General features: G+C 56.7%; 11 protein-coding genes. 8 read left to right on the forward strand and 3 right to left on the reverse strand.

Annotated elements, in window-relative coordinates:
* Positions 1-18 precede the first annotated feature (18 nt).
* The gene (locus P1U45_RS09175) at positions 19-3,849 is read left to right on the forward strand and encodes a glycoside hydrolase/phage tail family protein (protein WP_301058793.1); all 3,831 of its coding nucleotides are present in this window, start codon (positions 19-21) and stop codon (positions 3,847-3,849) included.
* Positions 3,850-3,907: 58 nt separating this feature from the next.
* On the opposite strand, the gene P1U45_RS09180 is transcribed toward P1U45_RS09175, so the two are convergent.
* A complete protein-coding gene (locus tag P1U45_RS09180; protein WP_301058794.1) occupies positions 3,908-4,036 on the reverse strand; it encodes a hypothetical protein in 129 nt (42 codons plus the stop codon).
* Positions 4,037-4,259: 223 nt separating this feature from the next.
* On the opposite strand from P1U45_RS09180, the gene P1U45_RS09185 reads away from it, so the two are divergent.
* From P1U45_RS09185 to ccmE, 5 genes are all read left to right on the forward strand, one after another.
* Positions 4,260-5,195, forward strand: a complete 936-nt coding sequence (locus P1U45_RS09185) for a DnaJ C-terminal domain-containing protein (protein ID WP_301058795.1) — start codon at positions 4,260-4,262, stop codon at positions 5,193-5,195.
* A gap of 138 nt (positions 5,196-5,333) precedes the next feature.
* Positions 5,334-5,633, forward strand: coding sequence for a hypothetical protein (locus P1U45_RS09190; protein ID WP_155802624.1), 300 nt, complete (start codon positions 5,334-5,336; stop codon positions 5,631-5,633).
* A gap of 14 nt (positions 5,634-5,647) precedes the next feature.
* Positions 5,648-6,319 (forward strand): response regulator transcription factor, encoded by a 672-nt coding sequence (locus P1U45_RS09195; protein WP_301058796.1) that lies wholly within the window; start codon positions 5,648-5,650, stop codon positions 6,317-6,319.
* A gap of 2 nt (positions 6,320-6,321) precedes the next feature.
* Positions 6,322-7,899, forward strand: a complete 1,578-nt coding sequence (locus P1U45_RS09200; protein ID WP_293609825.1) for an ATP-binding protein — start codon at positions 6,322-6,324, stop codon at positions 7,897-7,899.
* Positions 7,900-7,909: 10 nt separating this feature from the next.
* The gene (gene ccmE, locus P1U45_RS09205; protein ID WP_022694633.1) at positions 7,910-8,362 is read left to right on the forward strand and encodes a cytochrome c maturation protein CcmE; all 453 of its coding nucleotides are present in this window, start codon (positions 7,910-7,912) and stop codon (positions 8,360-8,362) included.
* 10 nt (positions 8,363-8,372) lie between these two features.
* Here the strand turns inward: ccmE and P1U45_RS09210 are convergent, their stop codons facing one another.
* Positions 8,373-9,209, reverse strand: coding sequence for an LD-carboxypeptidase (locus tag P1U45_RS09210; protein ID WP_301058797.1), 837 nt, complete (start codon positions 9,207-9,209; stop codon positions 8,373-8,375).
* 37 nt (positions 9,210-9,246) lie between these two features.
* On the opposite strand from P1U45_RS09210, the gene P1U45_RS09215 reads away from it, so the two are divergent.
* Together P1U45_RS09215 and P1U45_RS09220 are read left to right on the forward strand one after the other, a co-directional pair.
* Positions 9,247-10,686 carry a Mur ligase family protein gene (locus tag P1U45_RS09215; RefSeq protein WP_301058798.1) on the forward strand — a complete coding sequence of 480 codons (1,440 nt, stop codon included), beginning with the start codon at positions 9,247-9,249 and terminating at the stop codon, positions 10,684-10,686.
* A gap of 80 nt (positions 10,687-10,766) precedes the next feature.
* The gene (locus tag P1U45_RS09220) at positions 10,767-11,522 is read left to right on the forward strand and encodes an enoyl-CoA hydratase (protein WP_301058799.1); all 756 of its coding nucleotides are present in this window, start codon (positions 10,767-10,769) and stop codon (positions 11,520-11,522) included.
* Between the two features lie 89 nt (positions 11,523-11,611).
* Here P1U45_RS09220 and P1U45_RS09225 read toward each other — a convergent pair whose 3' ends face one another.
* The gene (locus tag P1U45_RS09225) at positions 11,612-13,951 is read right to left on the reverse strand and encodes a TonB-dependent receptor (protein ID WP_301058800.1); all 2,340 of its coding nucleotides are present in this window, start codon (positions 13,949-13,951) and stop codon (positions 11,612-11,614) included.
* Positions 13,952-13,961 lie beyond the last annotated feature (10 nt).

Here is a 13,961-nt window from a genome sequence, read left to right on the forward strand (position 1 = left end):
CAGACAAGGATTATCACTATGGCGCAACTCGCATTTGCGGAGGCGGGCGCACGTCTTGGCGCGGCGTTTCTGCCGGACGGACTTTCATTTCTGGGTATCCAGCTTTCCGGCGCGCAGATTGGCAGCGCTGTGGGCGGTCTGGCGGGCGGGGCAATTGATGCGGCGCTCGCCGGACCTGTAGCTGAGACGGGCAGGCTTTCAGGGCTCACTATTATGGAGAGCCGCGAAGGTGCAGGCATTCCGCGCGTATTCGGTCGCATGCGCGTGGGCGGGCAGGTCATCTGGGCAACGCATCTGAAAGAGCGAAAATCTGAACGCTCCGCCAATGGTAAGGGCGGGCCGACCATCGCCGAATATAGCTACTCCATCAGCTTCGCGGTTGCGATCTGCGAAGGTAAAATTACGGGCGTAGATCGCATCTGGGCGAATGGTGAGCCGTTCTCACTCGCGCATGTCACCTCCCGTCTGTATCGCGGCAGTTCGGACCAGCTCGCAGACCCGTTGATTGTCGCAACTGAGGGCGACGCACCTGCCTATCGCGGGCTTGCCTATATGGTGTTTGAAGACTTCCCGCTGGATGAATTCGGCGCACGTTTGCCTCAACTGTCCTTCGAGGTGACGCGTCCTGTGCGCGGCAGTTCTGAGGGGCTGGAAAGCGTTGTTCGCTCGGTAAACTTCATTCCGGCGAGCGGCGAATTTGTGTACTCGCCAGAACTTGTGCGGCGGATTGAATATCCGGGCTGGGAAGCGCCGTTAAACCAGCATGCAGCGACAGGCGAGGTGGATGTAATCCGCGCACTGGACCAGCTTCAGGCGCAGCTGCCGCTTATCGAGAACATCAATCTGACACTCGGATGGTTTGGCGATGATCTCCGCGCCGGTAGCTGCAACGTCATGCCGGGTGTTGAAACGCGTGACCAGATCAATCTTCCTGCTGACTGGCAGGCCGGCGGGGCAGGACGCGAAGACGCGCGGCTGATCAGCCGTGACGAGGCAGGGCGGCCAAATTACGGAGGCACGCCGGATGATGCCGGCATTGTTGCGCTCATTCAGGAATGCGCGGCGCGAGGTATCTCCGTCACCATGTCGCCGTTTCTTCTGATGGATATTCCGGTTGGAAACGGGCTGGCAGACCCATATGGCGGCGCTGAACAGGCGGCCTTTCCATGGCGTGGCCGGATCACCGCGGCTGAAGATAAGTCAGCGATGACACGGGCAGAGGTAGAGGCTTTTTTCGGAACGGCCACCGCGGCTGATTTCAGCATTGCGAATGGCAATGTCGTTTATTCTGGTCCGGCAGACTGGAGCTATCGGCGCTTTGTATTGCATGCGGCTTCTCTTTGCGTTCTGGCAGGCGGGGTAGAGCGGTTCCTGCTTGGATCGGAGCTCGTTTCGCTCACGCGGTTGCGCGATGATGCAGGTGCCTATCCGGCTGTTGAAGCGCTGAAATCAATCGCCACAGAGGTTCGCTCCATCGTGGGCGCTGGTGTCGAAATCAGCTACGCCGCCGACTGGACCGAATATGGCGCGTATGTGCCAGGTGACAGTAGCGGCGATGTCTTGTTCCCTCTGGATGATCTTTGGGCGGATACAAATATCGATTTCATCGGGATTGATTGGTACGCGCCGCTTTCGGACTGGCGCGATGGCGATCATCTCGATGCAGTTAACTGGCCCCGACTTCATGATACGGCCTATCTCAGCGCAAATATTGAAGGCGGCGAGGGCTATGACTGGTATTATGCCAGCAATGCTGATCGCGACGCGCAACTACGCACACCAATCGTAGACACGGCCCACGGCGAGGACTGGATATTCCGCGTGAAGGATATCCGGAACTGGTGGCAATCTGCGCATTACGAACGCCTCGCAGGCACGAGGTCTCTAACAGCTACAGCCTATCAGCCGGAAGCCAAACCGATCCGGCTCATCGAGATCGGCTGCGGCGCTGTCGATAAGGGGACTAACGCTCCAAACGTGTTTTATGATCCGAAGAGTTCTGAAAGCGGGCTGCCGCATTATTCGGACGGCACGCGTGACGATGAAATACAGCGGCTTGCTATAATGGCCCTGTCTGAATACTGGGGTGTGAGCAGCGCGCGAAATCTGTACTCATCGGTCTATGCAGGGCCAATGATCGCGGATGGTGGGCTCAGCGTATGGGCCTATGATGCGAGGCCGTATCCAGCTTTTCCGCAGCTGACAGATGTCTGGTCGGATGGCGCGAACTGGGCGCGGGGGCACTGGCTGAATGGCCGGATTACGCGCTCTGACCTTGGCGCCTACATTGAAGAATTATGCAACGCAGAAGGTATCGACGTGGACGTATCCGGCGTTGATGGTAGCTTTCATGGTCTCGTGCTTTCGAGTGCTTCGACCCTGAAAGATGCTTTGGGATACGTGACTGGTGTCTTCGGCGTATCATGCAGGCAGACTGAGGACGGTCTGAACTTCTTCAACACGTCTACTGAAGCCGCAGGACAGGTTTCAGATGCGTTGTTTGCAGGCGGGGAGAACACGCCACTCGTGTTCACGCGCCGCGTTGCCGAGCATATGCCTAAAACGGTGCGGATTACCGCGCCCGATCCAGATGCTGATTATCAGCCTGCCAGCTATCAATCTTCGCTGGATGCTGCAGGCGATCGCGATCTCGGTTTCAATCTGCCAATGGCGATGAGTGCGGAGAATGCGAACGCGCTTGCGCTGCATCTGGCAAATCAGGTGAATGAGCAGAAAGATGCCTGGCAGCTCGCTTTGTCGCCCGAAGCTATGACGCTTGATGTTGGCGATATCATCTCGGTACCGGGCATTTCTGGCGAGGTGCAGATTGATACGCTGACCCGAGGCGACAGGATTGATGTCACCTTGCGGCGGCCCATGCAGGCGTTTGGCAGTGTGGAATCGGTATCGGGCGTCGGTACGCCGCCACTACACGTGTCGCGGCCGGATGGTGTGGTGCTGGATTTGCCAGCTCTTCCCGGCCGTGAAGACGATATCCGGCCAATGGTCGCGGCGTTCTCTTATCCCTCATCTGGCCCGATCAGTGTCAGCGCGGGGTATGATGGCGCGAGTATGTCGCTCCGTGCCGTGATTGAGCAGAATGCACGTATCGGGCGGCTCTTGTCTACGCTACCGGCGGGAGTGTCTGATCGAATGCGGACCTCGCTAGACGTGCTGGCAAGCTTTCCGCAGGCCGAGCTGCAAAGCGTGTCGCGTCTCTCCATGCTGAATGGTGGCAATCTTTGCGCCGTTGAGACGAGTGCGGGCTGGATGATTGCGAGCTTTGAGGCCGCAGAGCTGATCGAAGAGAACCGGTTTCTGCTTGGTGGCTGGCTGACAGGTATTGCGGGCACGGATGATCTGGCCGCGCTCGGTGCAGACGCGGGCGCACGCATAGTTCTGCTGGATGGCGCTGTTCTGCCTGCCAGCTTATCTGATTATGAACTTGGCCAGAGCCTGAATTGGCAATTCAGCGCGGCAGGCAGTGATGCGGCCTCTTATGACACGCAGATCGAGGGCAGGGCGCTACAACCTTTAAGGCCGGGTCATTTGCGCGCCGTGTCAAACCCGTCCGGTGATCTGTCACTGACATGGACACGCCGTGCACGCCATTCGGCCGACCGGTGGGATCAGAAGAGCGTGCCTCTATTAGAGGAGCAGCTTTTATTCCGTGTTGAGGTGAGCGCGGGCGGAACCGTTCTGCGTACAACTGACGTGAACGATACAAGCTGGGTCTACAGCGCCGCCATGCAGGCTGAAGATGGTGCCTCTTCGTCCGGTTTTTCGGTATCAGTGAGCCAGATTTCGGCGCGAGTGGGAGAGGGCGTGGCAGCACGCCTCTCCCTTTAGTCTCAATACTCGGCCAGATGCGCCCCGTTTGCTGGGCGCGCTTCAGCTTGTTGCGTCTTCAATACACCTCATACCAGCGCTTTGGCTTTACGCCAGCGTGATCACGGGTACGGATTGCGGTTGATCTCTGCTCGCGCGATTGCGCAGCGCGTGCCCGTCTCCAGGCACGATCTCTTTGTTGAGCCATGGCTCATATCCTTTCGTGGTGACGACTTCAGCAACCGCGGCAACACGAAGGAGAGCGCTTTGAAACGCCTATGCTTAACCATATACAAGTGAAACGGGGTATATGACCTGCGAACACGATATTCAGGCTGGTCCGGTATAGTTGAAAAAGGCAGTAAACTGCCCTTTTTAATGGCTGAAGGCTTCCTACCTAAAACCATGTGTAAAGTGAGGATTTGGAAGAATTGAGTTGGGACCCCTATGCAGCGCTAGGCCTAGGCAAAGGCGCGGATGCAGCTGCTGTCAAAAAGGCCTATCGCAAACTGGCCAAAGCAAACCATCCGGACGTGCGTCCGAACGATCCTGCTGCGGAGGAGACGTTCAAGCGCGCGACGGCGGCGTTCAACCTGCTCTCTGATCCGGACAAGAAAGCGCGCTATGACCGCGGCGAGATTGATGCCGAAGGTCAAGAGCAGTCGCGCTTTACGGGTGGACACCCGTTTGGCGGCAGCGCCGGTGGTGGCTCCCCTTTCGGAAATGCAGAGTTCAGAAGTCATTCCTACGGCACTGGCGGTGGTCAGCCGGGATTTGACGGCTTCGAAGACCTGTTCTCCGGCCTGTTTGGTGGCGGAGGCGGCGGCCAACGTCGTCGTACAGCGACCCGTGGGCAGGATGCGCGTTACATCGTCGATGTAGACTTTATGGATGCTGTCACTGGTGCAAAGCGTCGGCTTTCCATGAGTGACGGTAAAGCGCTCGACGTAAACATTCCAGCGGGCGTGAAGTCTGGCCAGACGCTGCGTCTTCGCTCTCAGGGGCATCCGGGCACAGGCGGTGCGCCTCCGGGCGATGCACTCATTGAAGTGCGCGTGAAAGATCATCCGCAGTTCAAACGCGATGGCGACAATCTGCGCATGACCGTGCCGATCTCGCTGACTGAAGCCGTTGAAGGTGGCAAGGTTGAGGTGAATACACCGCTCGGCCGCAAATCGCTGAACGTTCCTGCTGGCGCGAAAGGCGGCTCTACGCTGCGTATGAAGAAGCATGGCGTTCAGAAGAAAAATGAGCCAGGCGATCTTTATGTCACCCTGCAGATCACACTGCCGGAAACGCTGAATTCCCAGCTGAAAGACTTCGTCAAAAACTGGGACCAGCGCGACGAAACTCCGCAGCGCACCTAGGCAATAGCGCAAGAAACAGGCGGCGACTGTAGAATCCCGATGACGCGGTAGTAAAATACTGCGAAAGGGTGTGCCACAGCTGTTTCCTGACTAATCTGTTCAGACAAGGTTCAGCGATCCGACCGTACAAGCATGATCATGAAACGTATTCTTACATCTCTTCTCGTCGCCGCTGCAGCTGCCTTGCCAGCTGCTGCTCAGGTTGAGCTTTCTGCGTCCACACCAGCAGCTGTTTTCGGCCAGTCTGAGGTAGCTCGCCGTGCGCTGAGCCTTGGCGAGATCTATTCGCGTGTCAGCCAGCAGATGAATGGCGGACAGGCAATTAATACGAGTGCGATCAATGGGAATCGGTATCTGATCCGTTGGCAAACGCCACAAGGGCAGGTAGTCGATCTGGTGGTCGATGCGAATACCGGACGTATTCTGCGCCGGACCTAAGGGAGGGGCATCTCATGCGTATACTTGTTGTCGAAGACGATCCTGATCTGCGTCGTCAGCTATCCGACACGCTCACCCATGCCGGTTATGCCGTTGATCTGGCTGCAGACGGTGAAGACGGTCACTTTCTTGGTGATACCGAGCCATATGATGCTGTGGTGCTCGATCTTGGTCTGCCGAAAATGGACGGCGTGACAGTGCTCGAGCGCTGGCGTGAAGATGGCCGCGATTTCCCTGTCATTATTCTGACGGCGCGTGATCGCTGGTCTGAAAAGGTCGCTGGCTTTGATGCTGGCGCGGACGATTACCTCACCAAGCCGTTTGTAACCGAAGAGCTTCTGGCACGCGTGCGTGCGCTTCTGCGCCGTTCATCCGGCCACGCAACATCTGCTCTCGAATGCGGTGACCTGCGCGTGGACACCAAGTCTGCCCGCGCGACGGTTGGCGGTAAGGCGATTAAGCTGACGGCACACGAATACCGTGTTCTGGCGTATATGATGCACCATCAGGGCCGTGTCGTGCCGCGTACTGAACTGGTCGAGCATATTTACGATCAGGATTTCGATCGCGACTCCAACACGATCGAGGTGTTCATTGGTCGCCTGCGTAAGAAGATCGGCTCCGACCGTATCTCTACCGAACGCGGCCTTGGCTATCGCCTGATCAATCCGGAAGCTGAAGCCTGAGCATGGCAAAGTCGCACTCTCTGTCGCGACGTTTATTGATTGGCGCAGCGGTCTACAGCCTGATTATGCTGTTGGTCATTGCGCTGATCCTTGCTGTGCTGAACCGACGCCAGCAAATTGCTGCGCTTGATTTCGAGCTGCAGCAGGATCTTACCTCTCTTTCCCGTTCACTGTTCGACTGTTCGCTCGATCCGTCTCTCTGCAACAAGCTTGAAGAAGACTTTGATGAGGAAGAAGTCGCGGAAGCCAAGGCGCGCACAGCCGCGCCGACCGACATTGGCTATAACCCTGAAGATGATGATGGCGTGTTTTCGCTCGGTATTAATCCGGCAGACCTGATCATTTCAGACACTGAAGCGTGGGCGCTTCAACGCCGTAAGCTACCTGCTGACCCTGACTTTTTCGACCTTGGCTCCGGCCGGTTCTGGGGCGTTGCGCAGATCAGTACCGAAGGTGAGGTCGTGACGTTCATCGATTCCTTCGATGAAGAGTTCGCCGAGCTACAACCTAACTTGCAATGGACAGACCTGTTCGAGGTTTCGAACGTTCTGGATACATCCGACATTGTGACACTGGATACGACTGGTTTTCGTGATGACGAACAGATCATCCGGATCGCTGCGCAACGCGTGAAGTATGGCGATTTCACCTTCATGCTGGTGGTGTCAGATGACCTCAGCGCGAAAGACACGCTGGTGAACGTTTATATTGTTCCTTTGTTTATCGCATTCTCGGTCTTCGCAGTTGGTCTGATCATCTTCCTGATCGTGATTATGCGCCTCGGTCTGCGCCCTATGGTGCGCGCGCGTCAGGATGTGATCTCCATTCGTGAAGGTGAACGCGAGCGTCTGGACGCGGACTATCCGACCGAGCTTCAGCCGCTGGCCGACGAAGTGAACAAGCTGCTCGACCACAATAAAGAGGTCGTCGAGCGTGCCCGCACGCAGGTCGGTAATCTGGCTCACGCGCTGAAAACGCCTATTGCCGTTCTCATGAACGAAGTCGCGACCAGCGATGACAACCTTTCCCAGCTTGTGAAGCGTCAGGCGCAGCGCATGCAGGAAAACGTGCAGCACTATCTGGCTCGCGCGCAGGCCGCAGCCCGTGCTCAGGCGTTGGGTGCGCGGTGTGAAGTCGTGCCGGCGGTCAGCGATCTGACCCGGCTTCTGAACCGTCTCTATTCGCGTGAGGGCATTGAAGTCTCTGCGCCGCGCCTGGATCCTGTTTTCTTCCGCGGGGAGCGTCAGGACCTTGACGATATGATCGGCAATCTGATGGAGAACGCGTGTAAATGGGCGAGCTCCAAGGTGCAGGCAAGTGTAGAGGCAACCAGCCCGCGCGAGCTGACCATTCATATCGATGATGATGGCCCCGGCCTCACGCCGGATGAGCGCGTTGAAGCTATGAAGCGCGGTGTTCGCCTTGATGAAACAGCACCAGGGACGGGATTGGGCCTCTCAATCGTAAAAGAACTGGCAGAGCTTTATTCCGGTGAGTTTCTGCTGGATGACAGCCCGCTGGGTGGACTTCGTGCCACATTGATTCTTCCAAGGGTTTCACCAAATAAAGGCCGGAATTAGGGAGTTTTCTATGCGCGCACGTGCACGTCGTTTCTGGCTGATCGTTATTGCTGGTGTGATTCTTGTTGGCGCTGTTGGCCTCACGCTGACGGCTCTGTCCAGTCAGGTTCAGCTGTTCTACACGCCGAAAGACCTTGTCGCGCAGGGCGGTGCTGTGCCGGGGGAGCGCGCGCGCATTGGTGGTCTGGTTCAGATGGGCTCTGTCCGCACGCTCGAAGATGGCGCGCTACGCTTTGTTGTTGAAGATGCAGAAGGCGAGATTGCGGTTGCCTATGATGGCTTTATTCCGGATCTCTTCCGTGAAGGGCAGGGCGTGGTTGCGAACGGCGTATTCACGGAGGCCTACACGTTTGAGGCCGACGAGCTGCTCGCCAAGCACGATGAGAACTACATTCCGCGTGAAATTCAAGAAACGCTGCAAGAGCAGGGCGTTTATCGCGGCGACGAAGAGCCGACCAGCTAGGCTGACCGGCTTATCCCTGTCCCCAGACAACTAGCTTGTTGTCGATGTCATGGCCGATATCGGCGCGGCCGAGATATTCGATGCCGGAGCGGTGGCACCATTCGCGCACGCTCTCTTCATAGGTCATGCCGAACGGGATTTCATTCTCTGGAATGTCTGAACAGCGTCCGAGCGCTATGCCGCGCACCTGACGGATATTCTCGTTTGAGCAGAGCGTGAACATCTTCCTGTCGATGGCGTATTCGTACTCGCCGACATCTTCGATCATCAGAACATGGCCTGAGAGGTCCGGCTGCCAGTGCGTGCCGATGAGGTGTTCGATGATCGAGAGATTGATCGCGACACGTGGATGTGGTGCGCGGGCCATGGGCTCAATACCTTCCAGCGAACGCCCCGTCAGATAATCGAAGACGCGTGCAATACAGGCTTCGCCGCCCGTGCGTTCAATCTCAACAGCGACAGGGCCGTGGATCGGGCGACCAATCTGCATTTTGTAGAGGCGGGCGAGGACGGCGCCGAAATCAGAATAGCCGATATAGGCTTTGGCGTTGGCATTTCCGTTCAGGCGCTCGAATGTGGAATCGTGCAGGCGCATGCAGCCATAGCCGCCGCGCGCCGCCCAGATGACATCGATATCCGGTGAGTTTGCGTATTCCAGAAATGCGAGGCTGCGGGCTTCATCAGAGCCGGCAAAATGGCCATGCGTGAGGAAGCATTGCGGGTGAAACCGCAGCTCGATCTCGCTGCCGTAATGCTCACGGGCGAAGCGCGTCACTTTTTCGGCGGTTTCCTGTGAGATCGCCTTAGCCGGGGCGACCACGCCTATCGTCAAACCGGAACTGCCCATATAGACCTCTACAAGGATTAGAGATGAGTGATTCGCTATGACCCTAGCCGGTGAGGGCCAGAAGGCCAAAAGCTATTTCTTCTGCGGTATCGGCGGAAGCGGCATGCTGCCGCTCGCTATGATCCTCAAAGGGCAGGGTGCCGAAGTTTCAGGCTCTGACCGCGCATATGATCAGGGCCGCTCGGCTGAAAAATTCGACTATCTGAAGGCTCAGGGCTTCAAACTGTTTCCTCAGGATGGATCGGGCCTCCAAAGCAAGGATCAGATCCTTGTTGCGTCTGCCGCTGTGGAAGACACCGTTCCGGATGTAGCGGCTGCGTTGAAGCTTGGCTGCGCGCGCCTTGGCCGCGCCGAGCTTCTTTCCAGCCTGTTTAACGAGGCGCCGAAAAGTATTGGCGTGGCGGGTACGTCCGGCAAATCCACGACGACAGGGATGATTGGCTGGATCCTTCACGATCTCGGGCTCAAGCCGACCGTGATGAACGGCGCGGTGATGAAGAACTTCGTCACACCGGACGCACTGTTCGCGAGCGCGCTTGTCGGGTCCGGCGAGATTTTTGTGTCTGAAGTGGATGAAAGCGATGGCTCGATTGCGCGCTATAATCCAACAGTCGCGCTGATCAACAATATCGCGCTCGACCATAAGACGATGGATGAGCTGCGTGTTCTGTTTGAAGGCTTTGCGCGCCGCTCTGAGGTGGCCGTACTCAACGACGAGAATGAAGAAACCAGTCGCCTGAACCAGAAGCTGCTCGGTCATGGTGACGAACCCGAGCATGCTTCGGTCTCTTTCAGCCTGGATGACCCGATGTCCGAATTTACCGCTAGCGATATCGAACCGGGCCCGACAAGCATTTCCTTCCGCGCACATATGAGCGACGAATTGCGCAAATCCGCATTTGTAACGCTGCAAATGCCGGGCGTGCACAATGTCTATAACGCGTTGGCGGCTATCGCTGCGGTGACGCGGGTGGGTGTCTCGTTCGATGCTGCGTGTAAGTCGGTTGAGAAGTTCACCGGCATCAAGCGACGTTTCGACATTGTTGGCACGTCTGAGGCTGGTATCACCGTCATTGATGATTTCGGGCACAATCCGGATAAAATCGGCGCCACCCTTCGCACGCTGCATGACTTTGACGGCCGCCTTCTGGTGATGTTCCAGCCGCATGGCTTCGGTCCGCTGAAGAAGATGCGTGCAGAGTTTGTCGAGACGTTTGTAAACGGCCTGAATGATGAGGACGTCCTGATCATGCCGCAGCCGGTCTATTTCGGCGGTACGGTGGATCGCTCTGTGACCAGCGAGCATCTGGTCGGTGACATCAAAGCTGCTGGCAAACAGGCCGAAGTCTTTGAAACGCGGGATGAGTGCGGTGATCGACTGGTGGCGCTGGCAAAGCCCGGCGACCGGATCATTGTGATGGGCGCGCGCGATGACACGCTTTCAGAATTTGCTGCGAGCGTTCTCAGCCGCGTCTGATCAAATGCGTTAAAACCTCTTGCATGACGTTGGGGCGTCTGTGACAGAAAGCAGAAAGTCTATCTGCCTGAGGAAACGCAATGTCTGAATTTATCTCCGTTGAGCGCCATGATCGCGTCAGTGTCGTCAAGATTGACCGTCCTGCGGCCAAGAATGCTCTGACACAGGATATGTATGGCGCGATGGCTGACGCGCTTTACGAAGCTGATGAGAGCAAGGACATCCGCGCGGTGCTGCTGACCTCTGATGGTGAGCTGTTCACAGCGGGCAACGATCTGCGCGATTTTCAGAAAGGGCCGTCGGAAGGCGAATCTCAGGTCGGCCGCTTCCTTGCTGCAATCCGCGACGTGAACGTGCCCTTCATCATCGCTGTGAACGGGCCGTCTATCGGTGTCGGCCTGACAATGCTGCTCCATGCTGATCTGGTTATTGCAGGTGATCGTGCGACATTCAAAGCCCCGTTCGCGCAGATTGGTGTTGTGCCTGAGGCGGGCTCATCCATCCTTCTGCCGCAGGCTGTGGGCATGGCCTGGGCGAATGATATTCTGCTGACAGGCCGCGCGCTGACCGCGCAGGAGGCTCTCTCAATTGGCCTGATCTCTCGCGTATATCCGGACGGTGATCTTGCCACTGAAGCGATGAAGCTTGCGACGCAGGTCTCACAAATGCCGCCGAATGCATTGCTTGAATCTAAAAAGCTCATCCGTGCAGGCCGCGACGCCATCATTGCGCAGATGGAAAAAGAAATGGTCGCTTTCGGCAACCAGCTTCGCTCGTCAGAATTCAAGGAAGCGGCGACGGCTTTCTTTGAAAAGCGTGCGCCTGTTTTCGACTAACCGGTTTCCGATAATCGAACAAAAAAAGAGGGCGGCCTGTGAGGGCCGCCCTTTCAGTTCGGGAGGAAGGCACTTACGTGCCGAAAGAACTAGTATTCGTAAGTCAGCTCGATGCCGAGAACGCGACCCTTTTTGAGAGGAGAGAGCGTGCCCGCAGCAGGGTTCTGACCGAACGGTTCGTTGATACCATTGCTCAGGTTCTGTGAACCCGGGATGAACCCTGACAGAGCACCGCCAAATGGCAGCTGTGTATCGTTACCAACGCTGACTTCGTCGAGCAGGTTGTCACCATAGACAGACAGCTGAACGCCGTCCCAAGGTGTTGACCATGTGACGTTTGCCGTCAGAGAGTTGAACTCCTGAACCCAACCGAAGTTGTTGTCTGTGTATGCGAACTGGTCCTTGTACTGGAAGTTCACACGTGTTGCCACAGAACCCATATCGCCGAGGTCGTGGTCATACAGCACGCCAACGCCCCATGTGAGCTCAGGCACACGTGGGATTGCGAGGTCGAGGTCTGCAGATGTCACAACGCCGTCGCCGGAAATGTCGAACGCTACGTCTGTGTACTCAGCGTCGATCAGGCCGATATTACCCATGACGAGCAGGCTGTCAGTCACTGCATAGCGACCTTCAACTTCAAGACCGAGGATTTCAGCGTCAGCCGTGTTGACGATGTTCTGAACAACGCCAGCTGTCGGGTCAGAGAGGTTTACCTCACGCTGCATGTCGGAAATGTCGGTGAAGAAGAGCGCAGAGTTGACCTGAGCGCGGCCGTCTTCTGTTTCCCACTTCACGCCGATCTCATAGCTGTCGACAGCTTCTTCGTCGAAGGCACGTGACTGGCCAGCCGGGAAGAGGTTCTCGAACGCTGTTGGCGCTGTGATACGGAAGTTGTAACCACCAGAGCGGAAGCCGCGTGTGTAGTTACCGTAAACGAGCGTCGTGTCGTTTGCGAAGTACTGGAAGCCTACGCGCGGTGTGAAGTTTTCCCATGTGTCGCCGTCTGAGAAGCCGTTAGACTCACCTGGAATGAACGGGTTCGTGCCGGATGTCGGGCAAGATCCGTCGACAACCGAGCACTCTGGACGTGGGCGGATGTATGTGATGCCGACGTCTTTTTCTTCACGTGACCAACGCAGGCCGAAGATACCGGTGAAGTTTTCTGTGAAGTCGTAATCGACCTGACCGAAAATACCGAGAACTGTGTGATCCTGATCGCCGCCGCCATAGAAGAGTGCCGCAGAAGATGGCGGGATCGCGCGAACTTCTGTGTAAGCAACGTCCTGTTCGAAGTAGAACAGACCGGTCGTAACGTCAGCATCGCCGAACCGACCGTTATAACGCAGTTCGTTAGACCACTGCTCTGCTTCCAGCTCTGTATCGGAGTGGAAGAGTGTCAGAGGTGTAGAGTCGATGTCACCGCTCGTCTCGTTGCTCATGTTGCGATAGCCGATGATGTTGGTGATCGTGCCGTCGCCGAATGGAACGTCGATTGTCGTCTGGTTAGAAACGAACGTGTTCTCAGACGTCGCAAAGCCTGGATTGTTGATAGAGAAATCAAAGCTGTCGCGCTCGAACAAGCCGCGGTTCTGGCCGGAAGGGCCATCGCTGCGTCCGTCCTGATACTGGACTTTGAACAGGTTGCTGATGGAGTCAGTCGGGAACCATTCCAGAGCGCCGCGAACGATGTAAGTCAGGGCTTCGCCGTGGTTTTCGCCAGTTGCAAGGTTCTCGAAATAGCCTTCGTCGCTGTTATAGAAGACAGAGATTTTACCATTCAGCGTGTCTTCGATCAGAGGACCGGAAACGACAGCCTGAGTGTAGAGGTTACCACCGCCACGGCCTTCATTGACGGGTGTTTCGTAAGCAACGCGTGCGCGTGCTGTGAAATCGTCAGTCGGGTTGCCGGTGTTGATGAGAACTGCGCCGCCAGTCGTGTTGCGACCGAACAGCAGGCCTTGTGGGCCACGCAGAACTTCAACGGATTCCAGATCGAACAGGTCGAGCACGAGACCTGAGTTCAGGCCCATGTAAACGCCGTCAACGAATACGCCGACTGCAGGGTCGATGGATGGAATGGAGGAGTTTACGCCGAGGCCACGGATTGCAAAGTTCGCTGTACCGCGCGCTGTACCTGCATCGTCGAGAGACACGTTTGGCGAAGAGTAAGACAGAGATTCAAGGTCGCGCACGTTGAGCGCGTCGAGCGTGTCTTCGTTATAGGCAGTTACGGAAACCGGAACTGTTTGTACGTCTTCAACATCTGATTTTTTTGTCGCGCTTACAGTGACGGTCTGGAGGACACGGCTGACTGTGTTTTCGCGAGCTGCCGGTGCGTCTGTCTCAGCGTCCTGCGCGAAAGCGCCGCCGGCGAGAGTAAGCGCAAGCATGGAAGCGCTGCCGACGAGTACTTTACTTATTTTCATAGAGTTATTC

It is taken from the genome of Ponticaulis sp., assembly GCF_029210165.1.
Lineage (GTDB): Bacteria > Pseudomonadota > Alphaproteobacteria > Caulobacterales > Hyphomonadaceae > Ponticaulis.